The 18,470-nt window shown below is 71.8% G+C and carries 19 protein-coding genes; 12 read left to right on the forward strand and 7 right to left on the reverse strand.

Annotated elements, in window-relative coordinates; translation table 11 throughout:
- Positions 1–87 precede the first annotated feature (87 nt).
- From J5Y10_RS16665 to cax, 5 genes are all read left to right on the forward strand, one after another.
- Positions 88–546 (forward strand): GatB/YqeY domain-containing protein, encoded by a 459-nt coding sequence (locus tag J5Y10_RS16665; protein WP_209375163.1) that lies wholly within the window; start codon positions 88–90, stop codon positions 544–546.
- Positions 547–611: 65 nt separating this feature from the next.
- Positions 612–2,507 carry a DNA primase gene (gene dnaG, locus J5Y10_RS16670; RefSeq protein ID WP_209375164.1) on the forward strand — a complete coding sequence of 632 codons (1,896 nt, stop codon included), beginning with the start codon at positions 612–614 and terminating at the stop codon, positions 2,505–2,507.
- Positions 2,508–2,578: 71 nt separating this feature from the next.
- Positions 2,579–4,516, forward strand: coding sequence for an RNA polymerase sigma factor RpoD (rpoD, locus tag J5Y10_RS16675; protein WP_209375165.1), 1,938 nt, complete (start codon positions 2,579–2,581; stop codon positions 4,514–4,516).
- A 76-nt stretch (positions 4,517–4,592) separates the two neighbouring features.
- Entirely contained in the window at positions 4,593–5,108 is a 516-nt protein-coding gene (locus J5Y10_RS16680) for a GNAT family N-acetyltransferase (protein WP_245214814.1), read from the forward strand.
- A 78-nt stretch (positions 5,109–5,186) separates the two neighbouring features.
- Positions 5,187–6,257, forward strand: a complete 1,071-nt coding sequence (gene cax / locus J5Y10_RS16685) for a calcium/proton exchanger (protein ID WP_209375167.1) — start codon at positions 5,187–5,189, stop codon at positions 6,255–6,257.
- A gap of 6 nt (positions 6,258–6,263) precedes the next feature.
- Here the strand turns inward: cax and J5Y10_RS16690 are convergent, their stop codons facing one another.
- From J5Y10_RS16690 to J5Y10_RS16700, 3 genes are all read right to left on the reverse strand, one after another.
- Positions 6,264–7,160 carry a tyrosine recombinase XerC gene (locus J5Y10_RS16690; protein WP_408901587.1) on the reverse strand — a complete coding sequence of 299 codons (897 nt, stop codon included), beginning with the start codon at positions 7,158–7,160 and terminating at the stop codon, positions 6,264–6,266.
- Positions 7,157–7,738, reverse strand: coding sequence for a hypothetical protein (locus tag J5Y10_RS16695; RefSeq protein ID WP_209375168.1), 582 nt, complete (start codon positions 7,736–7,738; stop codon positions 7,157–7,159). The genes J5Y10_RS16690 and J5Y10_RS16695 overlap by 4 nt, the downstream gene beginning before the upstream one ends.
- 99 nt (positions 7,739–7,837) lie before the next feature.
- On the reverse strand, positions 7,838–8,767 hold the full coding sequence (locus J5Y10_RS16700; protein WP_209375169.1) for a LysR family transcriptional regulator: 930 nt from the start codon (positions 8,765–8,767) through the stop codon (positions 7,838–7,840).
- Between the two features lie 84 nt (positions 8,768–8,851).
- On the opposite strand from J5Y10_RS16700, the gene J5Y10_RS16705 reads away from it, so the two are divergent.
- The 5 genes from J5Y10_RS16705 (at position 8,852) to J5Y10_RS16725 (ending at position 13,648) form a co-directional block, all read left to right on the forward strand.
- Complete coding sequence (locus J5Y10_RS16705; RefSeq protein ID WP_209375170.1) at positions 8,852–9,673, forward strand: dihydroorotate dehydrogenase electron transfer subunit; 822 nt, start codon at positions 8,852–8,854, stop codon at positions 9,671–9,673.
- Positions 9,670–10,632 carry a dihydroorotate dehydrogenase gene (locus J5Y10_RS16710; RefSeq protein WP_245214797.1) on the forward strand — a complete coding sequence of 321 codons (963 nt, stop codon included), beginning with the start codon at positions 9,670–9,672 and terminating at the stop codon, positions 10,630–10,632. Before J5Y10_RS16705 ends, J5Y10_RS16710 begins: the two co-directional genes overlap by 4 nt.
- Complete coding sequence (locus J5Y10_RS16715; RefSeq protein WP_245214798.1) at positions 10,629–11,900, forward strand: Zn-dependent hydrolase; 1,272 nt, start codon at positions 10,629–10,631, stop codon at positions 11,898–11,900. Before J5Y10_RS16710 ends, J5Y10_RS16715 begins: the two co-directional genes overlap by 4 nt.
- A complete protein-coding gene (locus tag J5Y10_RS16720; protein WP_342452946.1) occupies positions 11,897–12,565 on the forward strand; it encodes an orotate phosphoribosyltransferase in 669 nt (222 codons plus the stop codon). The genes J5Y10_RS16715 and J5Y10_RS16720 overlap by 4 nt, the downstream gene beginning before the upstream one ends.
- 111 nt (positions 12,566–12,676) lie before the next feature.
- Positions 12,677–13,648, forward strand: a complete 972-nt coding sequence (locus tag J5Y10_RS16725) for an alpha/beta fold hydrolase (protein WP_209375171.1) — start codon at positions 12,677–12,679, stop codon at positions 13,646–13,648.
- Between the two features lie 61 nt (positions 13,649–13,709).
- On the opposite strand, the gene J5Y10_RS16730 is transcribed toward J5Y10_RS16725, so the two are convergent.
- A complete protein-coding gene (locus tag J5Y10_RS16730; RefSeq protein WP_209375172.1) occupies positions 13,710–13,949 on the reverse strand; it encodes a hypothetical protein in 240 nt (79 codons plus the stop codon).
- Positions 13,949–14,605, reverse strand: coding sequence for a fructose-6-phosphate aldolase (gene fsa, locus J5Y10_RS16735; protein ID WP_209375173.1), 657 nt, complete (start codon positions 14,603–14,605; stop codon positions 13,949–13,951). Before fsa ends, J5Y10_RS16730 begins: the two co-directional genes overlap by 1 nt.
- A gap of 39 nt (positions 14,606–14,644) precedes the next feature.
- Here fsa and J5Y10_RS16740 point away from each other — a divergent pair, with 39 nt between their 5' ends.
- Positions 14,645–16,972, forward strand: coding sequence for a primosomal protein N' (locus J5Y10_RS16740; RefSeq protein ID WP_245214799.1), 2,328 nt, complete (start codon positions 14,645–14,647; stop codon positions 16,970–16,972).
- An 11-nt stretch (positions 16,973–16,983) separates the two neighbouring features.
- Here J5Y10_RS16740 and J5Y10_RS16745 read toward each other — a convergent pair whose 3' ends face one another.
- Positions 16,984–17,271: a hypothetical protein gene (locus J5Y10_RS16745; RefSeq protein ID WP_209375174.1), complete on the reverse strand. Its 288-nt coding sequence runs from the start codon at positions 17,269–17,271 to the stop codon at positions 16,984–16,986.
- A 16-nt stretch (positions 17,272–17,287) separates the two neighbouring features.
- On the reverse strand, positions 17,288–17,530 hold the full coding sequence (locus J5Y10_RS16750; RefSeq protein WP_209375175.1) for a hypothetical protein: 243 nt from the start codon (positions 17,528–17,530) through the stop codon (positions 17,288–17,290).
- 326 nt (positions 17,531–17,856) lie between these two features.
- On the opposite strand from J5Y10_RS16750, the gene atpH reads away from it, so the two are divergent.
- Entirely contained in the window at positions 17,857–18,468 is a 612-nt protein-coding gene (atpH, locus tag J5Y10_RS16755; protein ID WP_342452947.1) for an ATP synthase F1 subunit delta, read from the forward strand.
- The last annotated feature ends 2 nt before the right edge of the window (positions 18,469–18,470 follow it).

Genomic DNA, 18,470 nt, shown 5'->3' on the forward strand with positions numbered 1-18,470 from the left:
TGGCTGGGAAATCTCTTCCCAGCTCTGCGCATGGCCCAACCTGCTAATTCGATCTACACCGCGCCCCCGAGACCAGGAGAACCCGAGATGAGCCTGCGCGCCCGCTTCACCGAAGAATTGAAGGCTTCCATGCGCGCCGGCAACGCGGCCCGCACCTCTGCCATTCGCATGATCACCGCCAAGCTCAAGGACGCCGACATCGCCTCCCGCCCGAGTGGCGTGCCGGAGATCGGGGACGAGGCAATCACCTCCCTGCTGCGCGGCATGGTGAAGAGCCGTCGGGAAAGCGTGGAGATGTACCGCCAGGGCAACCGCCCGGAACTGGCGGAGAAGGAGGAGGCGGAGATCGCGGTGATCGAATCCTTCCTGCCCCAGCAGATGGACGAGGCCGCGATGGAGGCCGCCGTGAAGGAAGCCGTGGCCGAGACCGGCGCGACCTCCGTGAAGGAGATGGGCAAGGTCATGGCGGCGCTGAAGGCGAAGCACGCCGCGGTGCTGGACATGGGCAAGGCCGGGCCGATGGTGAAGGCGGCGCTGGGGGGGTGAAAGCCGGGGGCTGAGGGCTGCCCGCTGGGAGGATGTAGCCGGACGGGATACAAGGGAGGGGCAAGATGCCTCTTCCCCCCAACTTCCTGGACGAGCTCCGCGCCCGCACCCCCCTGCCGCCGCTGATCGGGCGGAAGGTCAAGCTCGCCCGCAACGGGCGCCAGTGGAAGGGCTGCTGCCCCTTTCACAACGAGAAGACCCCCTCCTTCTACGTCTATGACGACCACTACCACTGCTTCGGCTGCGGCCAGCACGGGGATGCCATCGGCTTCACGATGGGCACGGAGGGCCTAGCCTTCCGGGAGGCCGTGGAGCGCCTGGCACATGAGGCCGGGCTGGAAGTGCCGAAGGAATCCCCCCGCCAGGCCGCGCGGGAGGCCAAGGCGCGGACCCTGCACGACGTGCTCGCCGCTGCCGCCGAGCACATGGCGCGCCAGCTTCGCGCGCCGGAGGGCCGGGAGGGGCTGGACTACCTTCGCCGCCGCGGCCTCACGGACGAGACGATCGAGCGCTTCGGCCTGGGCTGGTCCGGGGCCGGGCGGGGCGCGCTGTCCGCCGCCCTGAAGCCGCTGGACATCGAGCCCCGGCAGCTTGCCGAGGCCGGGCTGGTCAAGCCGGTGGAGGGGCGGGACGGGGCCTATAACGACTTCTTCTACAACCGGGTGATGTTCCCCATCCGCGATCGGCGGGGCCGCATCGTCTCCTTCGGCGGCCGCATCCTCGGGGACGGCCAGCCGAAATACCTGAACGGGCCGGAGACGGACGTCTTCGCCAAGCGCCGCACCCTCTACGGCCTGGACCTCGCGCGGGAGGCGGTGTTCCGCGGCAAGGCCGAGTTGATCGTGGCCGAGGGCTACATGGACGTGATCGCCCTGCACCAGGCGGGATTCGAGGGGGCGGTGGCCCCCCTCGGCACGGCGCTGACGCAGGAGCAGATGGAGGAGATCTGGAAGGTCACGCCCGCCCCGATCCTCTGCCTGGACGCGGATGCGGCGGGGATGCGGGCCGCGGCGCGATCGGCCGAGATGGTGCTGCCCCTTCTGGGGACGGAGCGGACCCTGCACTTCGCGACGGTGGAGGGCGGCAAGGACCCGGACGAGCTGATCCGCGCCAAGGGGCCGGCGGCCTTCAAGGCCGTGCTGGATGCGCGGAAGCCGCTCTCCACCGCCCTCTACGACCTGATGGCCGATGGGCGGCCGCTCGGCACGCCGGAGGGGCGCGCGGCCTTCCGCAACGATCTCGTCGCCGCCGCCGGCCAGATTCCCGACAAGTCCCTGGCCGCCGAGTACCGCAGCGCCCTTCTGGACCGCTTCTTCCAGAGCACCCGCCGCCCGCGGGAGGCTCGCCCGGCCGGCGGATCCTTCTCCGCTGCTTCCTCCTCCCGGGGTAGCCGCCAGCCTTTCCGCCCGCCGGTGCGCCTGCCGCCCCGGCAGGCCCCGGAGCAGGAGGCCACCCGCAAGGAGCAGGCCCGCTGCCTGCTGGCCATCACCCTCGCCCATCCCTGGCTGCTGAACGAGGTGGAGGAGGCCTTCGCCCTGCTCGATCTCCCGCACGGCCACCCCGCCGCCCTGCAGGCGGCGCTGCTGGCCTGGCATGCCGGCGTCGCCCTCACGGAAGCGTCAGACGGCGGCGCGGGCTCGCTTGACTCGGCCGATCTGGTTTCCCACTTGCAGAAGACTGGCCTCGAAGAGGCCCGCGGCTGGGTGATTCGCGCGACCGGTCTCCCGCGGGAGGCCGGACCGGATGCCCAGCCCGGGGAAGCCCTCGCCGGCTGGTGGCATTTCTTCGGCTTCCTGCGGGGCGAGGGCGCGCTGGTCGAGGACCTGGAAGAGGCAAGGCGGGAGCTGGAAGCGGGAAACACCGCCGCCCAGGCCCGTGTCGTCAGCCTGTCCCGGACCCTGCTGGCCTATCGCAGCGGCGAGACGGGGCTGGAGGATGGCGCCGAGGGCGCCAGCGCATAGGATAGGGAAGCTTCGTTCCGGCGGCGATCGCAATTGCCCGCCGGTTTCGTGATCCGTGGCGGGAGAGTGGCATGGCGACGAAGGTGGCGAACGGCACGGAGACGGCTGAGCACCGCGACGAGGCGGTGGAGGGCGCGCTGCTCGATAGCCTCCTGGCCTCCGTCAAGAAGCTCATGGCGAAGGGCAAGGAGCGTGGGTACATCACCTACGACGAGTTCAACGCCGCACTCCCCCAGGGCCAGGTTTCCTCGGAGCAGATCGAGGACACCATGGCCCTCTTCTCCGAGCTGGGCATCAACCTCGTCGAGGCGGAGGAGAGCGCCGACGAGGACGGCGACAAGAAGACCGCCAAGGCCGAGGGCGACGAAGAGGGCGAAGAGGGCAAGGAGAAGTCCGAGGACGAGGAGGGCGGCGGCAACGTCGACGAGGAGTCCCTCGGCCGCACCGACGACCCCGTCCGGATGTACCTGCGGGAGATGGGCAGCGTGGAGCTGCTCTCCCGCGAGGGCGAGATCGCCATCGCCAAGCGCATCGAGGCCGGGCGCGACATGATGATCGGCGGGCTCTGCGAGAGCCCGCTGACCTTCCGCGCGATCATCGGCTGGCACGAGGCCGTGATGGCCGGGAAGCTGCTGCTGCGCGACGTCATCGACCTCGATGCCACGAACAACGTCGGCATGCCCGACGGCCCGCCGCCGGAGGCCGAGGAGTTCGAGGAGGGCGAGGAGGGCGAGGGCGTCGGCCTGTCCCTCTCGGCGCTGGAAGAGAAGCTGAAGCCGGAGGCGCTGGCCGCCTTCGAGGCGATCGAGGCCGCCTACGCCAAGCTGGAGAAGATGTCCTCCAAGCGGATGGACACCTACACCTCGGGCGGCGAGCTCGCGGGCAAGTCCGAGAAGTCCTACGAGAAGCAGCGCCAGGAGCTGGTGGCGCTGGTGCAGAAGGTGCACCTGCACAACAACCGGATCGAGGAGCTCGTCGACCAGATCAAGGGCCTCTACCGCCGCATGGTGGGCTTCGAGGGCCAGATCCTCCGCCTCGCCGAGAGCCACAAGGTCAAGCGGGCGGAGTTCCTGGAGCAGTGGGCCGGCGCCGAGATGGACCCGCAGTGGTTCGACCGACTGGCTAAGTTGAAGGGCAAGGCCTGGCAGGCCTTCGTGGCGAACAGCCGCGAGGAGGCGGAGAACATCCGCGCCGAGATCGCCAAGGTCGCCGCCATGACCGGCCTGCCGGTGGCGGAGTACAAGCGCGTCTACCAGACCGTGTCGCGCGGCGAGCGCGACATGACCCAGGCGAAGAAGGAGATGATCGAGGCCAACCTCCGCCTCGTGATCTCCATCGCCAAGAAGTACACGAACCGCGGCCTGCAGTTCCTGGACCTGATCCAGGAGGGCAACATCGGCCTGATGAAGGCGGTGGACAAGTTCGAGTACCGGCGCGGCTACAAGTTCAGCACCTACGCCACCTGGTGGATCCGGCAGGCGATCACGCGCTCCATCGCCGACCAAGCGCGCACGATCCGCATCCCCGTGCATATGATCGAGACGATCAACAAGCTCGTCCGCACCAGCCGCCAGATGCTGCACGAGATCGGGCGCGAGCCGCAGCCGGAGGAACTGGCCGAGAAGCTCGGCATGCCGCTGGAGAAGGTCCGCAAGGTCCTGAAGATCGCGAAGGAGCCGATCTCCCTCGAGACGCCGATCGGCGACGAGGAGGATAGCCACCTCGGCGACTTCATCGAGGACAAGGCGGCCATCATCCCGCTGGACGCCGCCATTCAGTCGAACCTGCGCGAGGCCACCACCCGCGTGCTGTCCAGCCTGACCCCGCGCGAGGAGCGCGTTCTGCGGATGCGCTTCGGCATCGGCATGAACACGGACCACACGCTGGAGGAGGTCGGTCAGCAGTTCAACGTGACGCGGGAGCGCATCCGGCAGATCGAGGCGAAGGCGCTTCGCAAGCTGAAGCACCCGACGCGGTCGCGGAAGCTCCGGTCCTTCCTGGACAACTGACGTGGCGACGACGGCCCCCGATCCCACCAGCCGGGTCCCGACCGCCCTGGTCCAGGTCGATGTCACCTTCCTCCGCATGGAGCACCCGCCGGAGGATCCGCCGCCGGCGCTGCCCGGCGATGCGGCGGTGGTGCGCGTGCCCGGCTGTAGCGTGGCCTTCTACCGTTACCTCTACGACACGGTGGGGCGCGACTACTGCTGGTGGCTGCGCCGCACCGTGCCGGACGCGAAGATCGCCGCCATCCTGCGCGACCCTTCGGTCTCCATCCACGTCCTCTACCGCGGCGGGGAGCCGGCGGGCTTCTACGAGCTGGAGCGGCGCTGGGACGGCACCACCAACCTCTCCTATTTCGGGCTCATGCCGCACGCCATCGGGCATCACATGGGCCGGGCCTTCCTGCGACACGCCATCGACACGGCCTGGGATGGCCCGTGCAACCTGATGACGGTGAACACCTGCACCGCCGACCACCCGCGCGCCCTGCCGAACTACATTGCCGCCGGCTTCCGCGTGGTGCGCCGCGTGCGGGAGGAATGGCCGGTGCCTACGAATCTCGGGCTCAGGCTGCCGCCGCCGCCGCGGGCGGGGTAGGCCGAGGCCCTCCTATGCTAGCGGCGTAACCCGCGCCGCTCCCAGCGGTTCTCCCGGTCTCACCCCCGGGGGCCGTCCGTGCTGAAGTATCTTCTCCTGGCTCTCGTGCCGGTATCGCTCGGCCTCCACTACCTGGAAGGCCAGCCTGTGCTCGTCTTCCTCACCGGGGCGGCGGCGGTGGCCGTGCTGGCGGATTGGGTGCGGCGCGGCACGGAGGGGCTGGCGGCCCATGCGGGCCCTGCCATCGGCGGGCTGCTGAACGTCAGCTTCGGCAGCGTGGCGGAGCTGATCCTCGCCCTCTTCGTGCTCGCCAGCGGGCAGGTGGCGGTGGTGCAGGCGCAGATCACCGGCTCCATCCTCGCCACCACCCTGCTGGGGCTGGGCCTGGCCATGCTCGTGGGCGGGATCGGGCGGGAGAAGCAGGAATTCAACCCGGCCAATGCCGGGCTCCTCTCCACCATGCTGATCCTGCTGATGGTCGCCATGCTTCTGCCCGCGGTCTTCGACCTGACGGAGCGCAGCACGGCCACCCCCGGCGATGCGCTGATCACGGACGAGCAACTCAGCCTCGGCATCGCCGCCGTGCTGCTGCTCCTTTATGTGGCGAACCTCGTTTACACCCTCGTCACCCACCGCGACGTCTTCTCCCGCGAGGAGGAGGAAGGGGGCGAGGGGCCGGGATGGAGCGTGGCGAAGTCGCTCGGCATCATGGTGGCCGGCACCGCCCTCGTCGCCTGGGAGGCGGAGGCGGTCTCCGACGCGCTCTCGGCCACGGCGGAGCAGCTCGGCCTCTCCACCGTCTTCCTGGGCGTGATCCTGCTGGCCGTGGTGGGCACGGCGGCCGACCTCTTCGCCGCGGTGGTCTTCGCGAAGCAGGACCGCATGGGACTGGCCTTCAGCATCTGCATCGGATCGGCCGTGCAGGTGGCGCTGGTGCTGGCGCCGCTGCTGGTCATCATCTCCTGGTTCCTCGGCCATCCGATGAACCTCGTTTTCCACAGCCCCCTGGACCTCTTCGCCATCGCCGGCGCTGCCTTCATCGTGCGCGCGGTCGCGGGCGACGGGCGCTCCACTTGGTTCGAGGGCCTGCTGCTGGTGGGCGTCTACGTGATGCTCGGCCTGGCCTTCTTCTTCCTTGGCCCGGCCTGAACGGGTTCAGTCCGCCCGCGGATGTGCCCGGCGCCAGGTGTCGAGCAGCCCCGCCTGGTCCACCGCCGTGTATCGCTGGGTGGTGGAAAGACTGGCATGGCCCAGCAGCTCCTGAATGGCGCGAAGGTCCGCGCCGCCGCCCAGCAGGTGGGTGGCGAAGGAGTGGCGCAGGGAATGGGGCGTCGCGTGCTCCGGCAGGCCGGTGGCGCGGCGCAGGTCCTGCAGCGCCCGCTGCGCCACGGTGGCGGCCAGCCGCCCGCCCTTGGCGCCGGTGAAAAGTGGATCGTTCGGGCCGGCGGGGCTACGGTGGCGCAGCCACTCGGCGACCGCGCCCTCCACCGCCGGCAGCACGGGCACCACCCGTTCCTTCTGCCCCTTGCCCAGCACGCGCAGGCCCTGGCCCGCCTTCGGCGCGTCGCGCATGTCCAGCGCCAGCGCCTCCGAGATGCGGAGGCCGCAGCCGTAGAGCAGGGTGAACAGCGCCTGGTTCCGCGCGGCCAGGGCCGGGCTGTCCTCGAAGCTGTCCGTGGTGGCGGTGCGGGCCTGGGATTCCGTCAGCGCGCGCGGCACCGGCGGCTTGCGGCGCGGCCCGGTCAGCCCGCCCAGCGGCAGCGGCGCCAGCCCGTGCCGGCGGACGAGGAAGCGCAGGAAGGTCTTGATCGCCGAGAGCTGCCGCGCGCGGGACGAGTTCCCGATCCCCTCTGCCGCGCGATGGGCGAGGAAGGCGCGCAGGTCGGCCAGCTGCAGGGCGGCGAGATCCGGCTCCCCGCCCTGGTGCGTGCCGAGGAAGGCCAGCAGGTCGGCAATGTCGCGCCCATAGGCCTCCACTGTCTCCGGGCTGGCGCGGCGCTCGCCGGTCAGCCAGTCCAGGAAGGCCTGGCGGGCGGCCAGTGGCGCGATCACGCCGCGCCATCCAGCGCCCGGGCCAGGGCATGGGCCAGCAGGCGCAGCGGTGCGGTGGCACCCCGCAGCGGCAACCGTCCCGCCTCCCTCGCCCCGAGCACGAGCAGCCGGGGCCGGGGGCCGGGCAGGCGGGCCAGGGCGTCACGGGCGATCAGGGGATGCGCCTCGCCGTGCAGGGCGGCATCGGCAGGGGCGTCGCGCAGCAGAACCTCCCGCCCGGCCAGCAGCCGCGAGACGGCGCCCGGCGGCAGGTCCCGCAGCGCGGGGGAGGGCGGGCCCTCGGCGGCCAGCGCCGCGCTCTCCAGCCCCAGCAGGGCGGGCCACTCGGCCGAGACCACGGCCAGCGGATCGGGCGCGCCGATCAGCGCGGTCACGGCCGTCGCGGCGCGCAGCGTCAGGTCCTGCCCGGCCCGCGCGGCATCCGCCACCGCGCCGGTCTCCGCCCGGGCGGCGGCCAGCAGCGCCTCCATGTGGTCGGCCAGGGTCTCCCCGTGGACGCGCACCGGGGGTTGCAGGGCGCGGTAGAGGGCCGGGCGCTCCGCCAGGAAGCCGGGATGCGCGGCCAGGTAGGCGGCCACGCGCCCCGCCTCCTCATCGGCGGTCTCTGCGGGTTGAGAGGCGGGGCGGGTCATCCGCCCCAGATTGCCAGCCTCCGCGGCGCCGCGCGAATCGTGCCGCTACGGTGGGGGCGGGCCGTGCAGCCGGGCCATGGCCTCTCCCAGCTGCCCCGCGAAAGCGCCCGCGGCGGCGGGCAGGGCCGTTCCCGTCCGTGCGTAGAGGCCGAGGGTGCTCCGCACGGCCTCCCGACCCTGGCGCAGGGGGATGTGCACCAGCCGTCCCGCCTCCAGCTCCGTCTCAAGGCCGACGCGGGTCATGAAGGCGATGCCGAGGCCGCGCAGGACCATCGCCTTCATCAGCTCCACCGAGCCGGCCTCGTGCCGCACGCCGCCCGTGCCGAGGAGAAGCTCGTCGATCTGCCCGCGATTGGCGAAATTGCCGCGCGGCAGGATCAGCGGCGATCCCGCGCAGTCGCCCAGCCGGATCGTGGCGCGCCCGGCCAGCGGATGGCCGGGCGGCATTACCGCGCCGAGTTCCAGCGTGACGGAGGCGAGCTGCCGCAGCCCTGGCCGGCGCCGCACCTCGAAGGCAAGGCCGAGATGGGCATCGCCCGCCAGGACGGCGTCCGGAATGGCGGCGCTCCCCTGGATGGCCGTACTCACGGTCACGCGCGGATGACGCTCCGCCAGGGCGGCCAGGGCTTCCGGGACGATCCGGTGGCACAGCCCTTCCAGCGTCGCCAGCTCCACATGGCCTGTGCGGAGGCCACGCAGCCCGTCTAGTTCCCCCCGCGCCCGCTCCGCATCGCGCAGCACGGTCGCGACATGGCCGGCCAGCACCTCGCCGGCCGCGGTCAGGCGCAGCCCACTGGGCAGGCGATCGAACAGCTTGGCGCCCAGCTCCTCCTCCAGCTTCAGCACCTGCCGGTTCACGGCGGAAGAGGCGATGTTCAGGCGCCGCGCCGCCTCCCGGATCGAGCCGGCGCGGCGCACCGCGTCGAAGTAGGGCAGGGCGGGCGCGTGAATCCGGAAACCGGAAGGTGATGCCATAACGGCATCAGCCTGACCGAAACTCTGTTCTTTTGCGAGCGGGGCAGTTGGGTCTCTGATGCGACCTTGGTTGGAGAGGCCAAGATGCCCGACACCGCTGCGCCGTCGATGCGCCCCGTATCCGCCGAACCGGCGGGGGTGCTGTCCCACACGGCCCTGAATGCCGAGTACCGCCACCTGGTCCTGCGCGCCGGGCCCCGCGCCACCGCGGCGCGTCCCGGGCAGTTCTTCCAGCTGCTCTGCCCGGCACCGCCGGGGGAGGCACCCTTCCTGCGGCGGCCGATGAGCCTATACGGCGCCGACACCGCCGCTGGCACGGTGGAGTTCCTCTACAAGGTCACGGGCGCGGGCACGCGCGGCCTCGCTACCCTTTCGCCTGGGGACGAGCTGGACATCATGGGGCCGCTGGGGCGCGGCTTCGCGCTGGACCGGGGCTGGCGGAACATCGTGGTGGTCGGGCGCGGGGCGGGGCTGGCCACCCTGGCGCCGCTGGCCCGCGCCGCGCGGGCGGCGGGGATCGGCGTCACGGCCCTGCTCAGCGCCCGCCGGCCTGAGCTGGTGGTTTCCGAGGCCCTGTTCCGGGAGGAAGGCGCCGAGGTGATCGCCGTCACCGATGCGGAAGGCACGAGCGGCCCCGCCCATGCGGAGCGCCTGTTGCGGGGGCTGGTGGCGGAGGGGCGGGCCGATGCCTTCCTCACCTGCGGCTCCGCCCGCCTGCTGCGCGTCCAGCAGCGGCTGGCGCGGGAGTTTGGCATCCCCGGCCAGGTGGCGATGGAGCAGCAGATGGCCTGCGGGTTGGGCATGTGCTTCTGCTGCGTCCGGGACTTCGAGGTGGAGGGCGAGACGGTCCACCGGCGCGTCTGCTGGGACGGCCCGGTCTTCGACATGCTGGAGGCGGTGGCATGACGCAGCGGGGCATGACCGATCTTTCCGTCCGCGTCGGCGGGCTCACCCTCAAGAACCCGGTGATGCCGGCCTCCGGCACCTTCGCCGAAGGGCTGGCGCTGGCCGCGGATCTCGATCGGCTGGGCGCGCTGGTGACGAAGACCATCACGCGCGAGCTCCGCACCGGGAACCCGCTGCCCCGCGTGGCGGAGGTGCCGGGCGGGATGCTGAACGCGATCGGCATCCCCTCCAAGGGCATCCCGTACTTCCTGAGCCATATCCTGCCGGAGATGCGCCGCTTCGCGCCGCCGCTGGTGGTCAGCATCTCCGCCCCGACGGCTGAGGGCTTCGCGAGCCTCGCCGCCGAGGTCTCCGTGCCCGGCGTCGCGGCGATCGAGGCCAATATCTCCTGTCCGAACATCGAGGAGGATGGCCGCGCCTTCGCCATGCGCGCCGATTCCACCGAGGCCGTGATGCGCCGCATCCGCGCGGCCACGGCTCTGCCGGTCTGGGCGAAGCTGACGCCGAACACGGGCGACATCCCCGAGGTCTCCCGCGCCGCGGAGGCGGCCGGCGCCGACGCGCTGGTGGTGGCGAACACGATCCTCGCGATGTCGGTGGACCTGAACACCTTCAAGCCCCGCCTGGGCAACGTGATGGGCGGGCTCTCCGGCCCCGCCATCAAGCCGATCGTGCTGCGGCAGGTCTATCAGGCCGCGCGCAGCGTCCGCATCCCCGTGATCGGCTGCGGCGGCATCAGCACCGCGGAGGACGCGGCGGAATACATGGTCGCCGGCGCGACGGCGGTGCAGGTGGGCACCGCCACCTTCGTCCAGCCCGGCGCGATGGAGGCGGTGATCGATGGGCTGGACCGCTTCTGCGCCGCGCGCGGCATCGCGCGCGTGGCGGCGCTGACGGGCGCCATCAGCCGCGAGGAGACGGACGAGGCGGAGCTGGAATGGACGGAGCCGGTGGCATGAGCGCGACGCTGGAACCGGCGCTGGACCGCGCCCTGGCCGAGCGGCTGTTCGGCCGGCTGCGCGAGGCCTCCTTTGATGGCGTGGGCATCAGCCGCGAGAGCTACGGCGCCGGCGAATCGCTTGCCCTGGACATCGTGGAGGAGGAGGCCCGCGCCCTCGGGCTGGAGACGGCGCGGGACGCGGGCGCGAACCTCGTCATCACCCTGGCGGGCCTCGACCCCTCCCTCCCGGCCGCCGCCTGCGGCTCGCACCTCGATTCCGTTCCCCAGGGCGGGAATTTCGACGGTGCGGCGGGGGTGGTGGCCGGCCTCATGGCGCTGGCGCGGTTCCGGGCGGAGGGGTTCCGCCCCGCCCGCCCCATCCGCCTCATGGCCCTGCGCGGGGAGGAGAGCGCCTGGTTCGGCCGGGCCTATATGGGCTCCTCCGCCCTGTTCGGCCGCCTCTCGCGGGAGGACCTGGCGACTCCGCATGTCGTCACTGGCCGCCCGCTGGCCGAGTCCATGCGGGAGGTCGGGGTGGAGATCGACCGGGTGGCGCGGGGCGAGGCGCTGCTGGACCCCGCCTCGCTCGCCTGCTGGCTGGAGCTTCACATCGAGCAGGGGCCGGTGCTGATCGCCCGGAACCTGCCGGTGGCGGTCGTCACCGGCATTCGCGGCAACATCCGCCACCGCGCCGTCGAGTGCATCGGGGAGGCCGGGCACTCCGGCGCCATCCCGCGCTGGCTGCGCCACGACTCCGTCTTCGCGACCGCGGAGCTGATCACCCGCCTCGACCGCCACTGGCGTACCCTCCTGGAGCGCGGGCGGGACCTCGTGGTGACCAGCGGCATCGTCGGCACGGACCCGGCGGAGCACGCGCTGGCCCGCATCCCCGGCCGCCTGCGCTTCTCCATGGAGGCGCGGAGCCAGAGCCTGGAGGTGCTGGAGGCCTTCTACGATCTCTTCCTCTCGGAATGCGCGGGCATCGCGGAGGAGCGGGGCGTGGAGTTCCGCTTCGACCGCCGCCTGGACACGGCCCCGGCACGGATGGATGAAGGGCTGATCGGGCGGCTGCGGGCCGGCCTGCGCGCTATGGGCCAGCCGGACGAGCCGGTGCCCAGCGGTGCCGGCCACGACGCCGCCGTCTTCTCCGGGGCGGGGGTGCCGAGCGCCATGATCTTCGTCCGCAACCAGCACGGCTCCCACAACCCGCAGGAGGCGATGGAGATGGACGACTTCCTGGTCGGTGCCGAGTTGCTGGCCCGCACCCTCAGGGAGATCGCGGCGTGAGCGGCGACCGGATGGCCCGCCTGCTGCTGGAAGGCGGCGCGGTGCGGGTGAGCCACGAGCAGCCCTTCATCCTCGCCGCCGGCTGGGCCAGCCCCGCCTATGTCGATGTGCGCCTGCTGATCGGCGAGCCCCGCCTGCGCCGCGCCGCCGCCGCCCTGGCCGTGGAGGCCATCCGCGCCGCGCTGCCGGAGCCGCCAGAGGCCGTGGCGGGCGCCGAGACCGCCGGCATTCCCTGGGCCGCCTGGCTGGCCGAGGCGCTGGACCTGCCGCTCCGCTACGTCCGCAAGCGCCCGCTCGGCATCGGCCGCAACGCCCAGGTGGAAGGCGGCTCCGTGGAGGGGATGCGGGTCCTGCTGGTGGATGACCTGATGACGGATGGCAGCAGCAAGGCCGCCTTCGCGCGCGGGCTGCGATCCGCAGGCGCCGCGGTCACGCACGCGCTCTGCCTTTTCCACCACGGCACCTTCCCCGGTGGCGCCGAGAGGATGGCGCATCTGGGGCTGGAACTCGTGGCGCTGGCGAGCTGGCGGGACGTGCTGGCCGTGGATGGTGCGGCCGCGCTGCCGGAGGCCGACCGGGCGGTGCTCGGGGCCTTCCTGGCGGACCCGGTGGGGTGGTCGGCCGCGCATGGCGGGCGGGCGACGCTCGCAAGGCCCGCTCTCTGAGGCAGCGGAGGGCCGCCACCCGCCTCGCTTCCGTCGCGCTCCCGTTCCTGCCAGCCTGCGCGCGACCGGGCGGCCGGCATGGGCTGCGCCCGAGAAGCGATGGGGATGGAAATGGACGGGAATCCGGGAATCCGGCGGCGTGCGATCGGGTTGGGGAGCGCGGTGATCGGCGCCGGGCTCCTCGCCGCGACTGGCAGCCGCGCCCAGCCGGCGGCGGTGCCATCGGCGCCCCCGACGGAGAAGGCGCCCTATAATCCCCGCTTCGTCGCCTCGCCGGACGGCGTGCGCCTGGCGACCTATGAGTTCGGCAACCCGCAGGGGCCCGCGATTCTCTTCCTGCACGGCTTCGCGCAGGCCGCCTTGTCCTGGGACCGGCAGCTGCGCGATCCCGCGCTCGCGCGCGAGTTCCGCATGGTGGCGATCGACCTGCGCGGCCATGGGATGAGCGCGAAGCCGGAGGGTGATGCCTTCTACAAGCCCGGCCAGGTCTGGGCGGATGACGTGAAGGCCGTCATCGCCGGGCTGGGACTGCAGCGGCCGGTCCTGGTCGGTTGGTCCTATGCGGGGCGGGTGGTCGGCGACTACCTCACGGCCCACGGCGCTTCCGCCCTGGCTGGCATCAACTACGTGGATGCCAGCAGCACGCTGGGCAACGCCGCCTTCTTCGGGCCGGATGCCGGGCTGCTCGGGCCCTCGGCCATGCTCGCGCCGGGGATCGACGGGTTCATCGACGGCACGGTCCGCTTCCTGCGCTCCTGCTTCGCCACGCAGCCGGACCCGGCGGATTTCCAGACCATGCTGGCCTTCAACATGCTGGCCCCGCACTACGTGCGCGCCGGCCTCGCGGGACGCCCGGCCAATTACGACGAGGTGCTGAAGGCCCTGCGCCTTCCCGTGCTGGTCAGCCATGGCGAGAAGGACCGCATCCTCACCACGGCGATGGCCCGCTTCACCGCGGCCACGGTGCCGGGCGCCACCCTCTCGCTCTATCCGGAAAGCGGCCACGCTCCCTTCTGGGAGGAGCCCGCGCGCTTCAACAGGGAACTGGCCGGCTTCGTCCGGCAAGTCCAGGCCGCGCGCTAGGACCGATCCGGGCCGGAGCAGCGGGGCAGAATGCCGCTTGCTCCGGCCGGGATGCGGAGCCCTAGCTGCCCCTGCCGCGCCCGATCAGGCGCGACGCCACCATGAGAACCACCCCCAGCCCGATCACCGCGAAGGTGAGCGGGGCGGCGGCGATCGCGTCCACCAGGGCCAGTGGCACCCAGAACAGGGAGTCGAGGACCCAGCGCGGGAACCAGAGAAGCTCCTCCCACCCCACCGCATGGGCTGCGACGCCCACCGCGACGAGGAGGATTCCGAGCGTCCAGAGTGCCCTGGCCTGCATCAGAGGATGGACTGGCCGGTCTTCTTCCAATCCGCCAGGAAGCTTTCCAGCCCCTTGTCGGTCAGCGGGTGCTTGTAGAGGGACTTGATCACGGCCGGGGGCAGGGTGGCCACATGGGCGCCGAGCTTCGCCGCCTGGATCAGGTGAATGGGGTGGCGGATGGAGGCGACCAGAACTTCCGTCCGGATCGCGTCGTAGTTCTCGTAGATCTGCATGATGTCGGCGATCAGCTCCATGCCGTTCTGACCGATGTCATCCAGCCGCCCGACGAAGGGGGAAATGTAGGTCGCACCCGCCTTGCCGGCGAGCAGCGCCTGGGCGGGGGAGAAGCACAGGGTGACGTTGACCATCACCCCGTTGTTCACCATATGTTTGCATGCGCGCAGCCCCGCTTCCGTAAGCGGCAGCTTGATCACGACGTTCGGCGCGATGCGGCCGAGGTGCTCGCCCTCTCGCATCATGCCGTCGTAATCGGTGGCCGTGACCTCGGCGGAGACCGGGCCGGGGGTGATATCGCAGATCTCCTTGATGACCTCGGCCATGGGGCGGGCGGCCTTGGCGATCAGGGAGGGGTTGGTGGTAACGCCGTCGAGCAGTCCGCTCTCGGCGAGGGCACGGATCTCGGAGACGTCGGCGGTGTCCACGAAGAATTTCATGATGGGGGTCCTGAAGGGCCTGCGGGCGGACAGATAGCCATGGAAGAGGCCGAGGCCAACGCCAACCAGCCAAGCTTTGACGGCGGCCTCTTCGGAGAGGGCCTCGTTTCGGCTCCTGCCGCCACGGCCAAGGGCAAGCGCCAGGCCGCGCCGAAGGGGCCGCCGGCCCGCCGGATCCGCGTGCTTCTACCCCTTCCGCTCGATACGCCGGGTGGCGGGGCCTATGACTACCGCGTGCCGAACGGCACCCTGCTGCCGGAGATCGGCAGCTTCGTCGCCGTGCCGCTTGGCGGGCGGGAGATGCTCGGCGTGGTCTGGGACGGCGAGCCCGATCCAAACCTGCCGGAAGGCAAGATGCGCGACATTCTCGGCGTCCTACCCGCGCCGCCGATGAAACCGGCGCTGCGCCGGTTCGTGGAATGGGTCTCCGCCTACACCCTCTCCCCGCCCGGCGCGGTGTTGCGGATGGCCATGTCCGTGCCCTCCGCGCTGGAGCCGCCGGGGCAGCAGGCCGGCTGGAAGCTCTCGGCCGCCGGGCAGGCCGCGCAGGGCGGCGCACCCGGCTACCGCATGACCCCCCAGCGCCGCCGCGTGCTGGACGTGATGGAGGCGGGCGAGCCCCGCGCCGGCGCCGACATCGCGGACGAGGCGGGGGTTTCCACCGCCGTGCTGCGCGGCATGGCCGATAATGGGTTGATCGAGCCGGCCCTGCTCCCGCGCCCCCGCGCCTTTGCCCGCCCGGACCCGGACCACCCCGGTCCGATTCTCGGTGCCGAGCAGGCCGAAGCCGCCGCCACCCTACGGGAATCCGTGGCGAGGCGGGCCTTCGGCGTCACCCTCCTCCAGGGCGTCACCGGCTCCGGAAAGACGGAAGTCTATCTGGACGCGGTGGCGGAATGCTTGCGGCAGGGGCGGCAGGCGATGGTGCTGCTGCCGGAAATCGCCCTCTCCACCCAGTGGCTGGACCGCTTCAAGGAGCGTTTCGGCTGCGCCCCCGCCCTTTGGCATTCGGAACTCTCCGGCCGCCAGCGCCGCGCGACCTGGCGCGCCCTGGCGGATGGCGAAGTGGGGGTGCTGGTGGGCGCCCGCTCCGCCCTCTTCCTGCCCTATCCCGATCTCGGCCTCATCATCGTGGACGAGGAGCACGAGACGGCCTTCAAGCAGGAGGACGGGGTGATCTACCACGCCCGCGACATGGCCGTGGTGCGCGCCCGCATGGCGGAGGCCACCTGCGTCCTCGTCTCCGCCACGCCGAGCCTGGAGACGCTGACGAACGCCGAGCAGGGCCGCTACACCGCGCTGAACCTGCCCACCCGCCACGGCAGCGCCGGCCTGCCGGAGGTGACGGTGCTGGACCTGCGGAAGACCCCGCCGGAGCGCGGCCGCTTCATCTCCCCACCCGTGATCGAGGCCATCACCGAGACCCTGGCGCGGGGGGAGCAGGCGATGCTCTTCCTGAACCGCCGGGGCTACGCGCCGATGACGCTGTGCCGGGCCTGCGGCCATCGCATCCGCTGCCCCAACTGCACGGCTTGGCTAGTGGAGCACCGCGCCCAGCGGCGGCTGCAGTGCCACCACTGCGGCCATGCCGAGCCCATTCCCCAGTTCTGCCCGGAATGCGGCGCGGAGGGGAGCCTGACCGCCATCGGACCGGGCGTGGAGCGGGTGCAGGAGGAGGCGGCGGTTCTCTTCCCCGATGCCCGCCGCCTCGTCATGGCCAGCGACACCATCCCCGGCCCCGCCGCCGCGGCGGAGGCCGCGCGGCAGATTCAGGACCGCGAGGTGGACCTGCTGATCGGCACCCAGATCGTCGCGAAGGGCTGGCACTTCGCCCATCTCACCCTGGTGGGGGTGGTGGATGCCGATCTCGGTCTGGCGGGCGGCGACCTGCGCGCGGCGGAGCGGACGGTGCAGCTGCTGCATCAGGTCTCCGGCCGCGCCGGCCGTGCAGAGAGCCCGGGACGGGTGCTGCTGCAGTCCTGGAACCCCGAGCACCCGGTGATGGCGGCCCTGGTCTCCGGCGACCTCTCCGCCTTCATGGCGGAGGAGGCCGAGGCCCGCCGCCCTGGCGGCTGGCCGCCCTTCGGCCGCCTTGCGGCGCTGATCGTGAGCTCGGAGGATGAGCGGGCGGCGGACCGGGTGGCACGCGACCTCGGCCTTGCAGCCCCCGGTGGGACGGGGGTGGAGGTGCTCGGACCGGCGCCGGCGCCGCTGGCGATGCTGCGCGGCCGCCACCGCCGCCGCCTTCTGCTGAAGGCGCGGCGGGATGTCGCGGTGCAGCCGCTGCTGCGGGAATGGCTCTCCCGCGTGGAGGTTCCGAACGCCGTGCGTGTCCAGGTGGACGTGGACCCCGTGAGCTTCCTCTAGGAGAGCGCGACCTAGCCCTGCCGGGGAAGGTCCTCCACCGCGTTCCGTGCCTGGGACACGCCCTCGCCTTCGACGAAGGCCTCCGTGGCATCGGGCTGGTCCACGAATCCGGGAATGGGGGCGCGCGTGGCCGGATCGGCCTCCGGCGCGCCCTCCGCCGCGGCCTTGTCCAGCTCGCCGCCCTGCCCGATCCCGGGGCGAAGGCCATGCCGCCACCCCCCGGTCTCGCGCAGGGCCTGCTCCTCCGCGGCGCCTTCATACGGCGTTCCGGAGGAAGTCTTGGGCGACTCGCTGCTCATGGCCGGCCGGCCCGCCTCAGGGCTTGCCGCCGGCGGTGGTGCCGGGCTGGCCCTGACCCTGGTCCGTCGACTTCGCGGTATCCGTGCCGTCCGGCTCGATAAAGCCGGTGGTGCCGGTCTTCGGGGCGGGGTCGGAGGCCGGGAAGGTGTCCTCCACCGCCTTGTCGAGCTTGGCGCTGTTGGTGGCGCCAGGCTTGAGGTCCGACACCCAGGCGCCCGTCTCGTGGTCGCGCTTCTGGTCGGTCTTGTCGCTATCCATCTTGTCCTCCTCCGGAGGGCTATCGTGAGGCCGGGCAAGCCCGGTCCTCCATGAAGCGCCGCAGACCGGGGGAGGGTTCCATCAGAGGTTACAGGGGAGAAGCAGATCTGGTCCGCCCGCTTCGAAAAGGCATCCTTCACGGCCGTGCGGACCGTTGCAGACCGATGGACGTCCCGCATTGCATCGTGTTAAGGGGCCCGCGCCGGCGCCAGGAGGATTCTCCGGGCGTCACCAGAAGGCCCGCGAAGGCCCCGCCCGGAGGTCCGCCCCGGGGCGGGCCGCGAAACGGGCCCGAAGGTCCTCACACCCCTCGAACGGGATCGCCAGTGGCCTCCGAAGCCGTCGCCAACGACAAAACCGCAGCCACCCAGGGCAGCAATGGCCAGGGCAGCCATGCCACGGGGGGCGCGGCCGGGCGCTACGCCCAGGCCCTGCTGGAACTGGCCAAGGACAATAAGTCCGTCGACTTCACCGCGGCCGAGGTGGAGAAGCTCTCCGCCGTTATGCAGGGCGACGCGTCCTTCCGCGCCTTCCTGGCCGACCCGCGCCTCGACTCCAAGGCCCAGCGCGCCGGCGCCTTCGCCGTGCTGGACCGCGCGGGCGTGGGCGGCGAGGTGAAGAACCTCGTCGGCGTGCTGATCGCCAACCGCCGCCTAGCCGTGCTGCCGGGCGTCCTCCACGCCTTCGGCAACCTGCTTGCCGAGCAGCGCGGGCAGCAGATGGCGGAGGTGACCACCGCGCACCCGCTGTCCAACACCCAGCGCGCCCAGATCGCCGCCCGCCTCACCGAGGCAGGGTACTCGAACGTCCGCCTGTCCGAGACGGTGGACGCGTCCATCCTGGGCGGCCTGATCCTCCGGATCGGGTCCCGCCTCTACGACACTTCCATCAAGTCCAGGCTGCAGCGCCTGAGCTACGCCATGAAGGGGGCCGCCTGACC

It is taken from the genome of Roseomonas indoligenes (genome assembly GCF_017813365.1).
GTDB lineage: Bacteria > Pseudomonadota > Alphaproteobacteria > Acetobacterales > Acetobacteraceae > Roseomonas > Roseomonas indoligenes.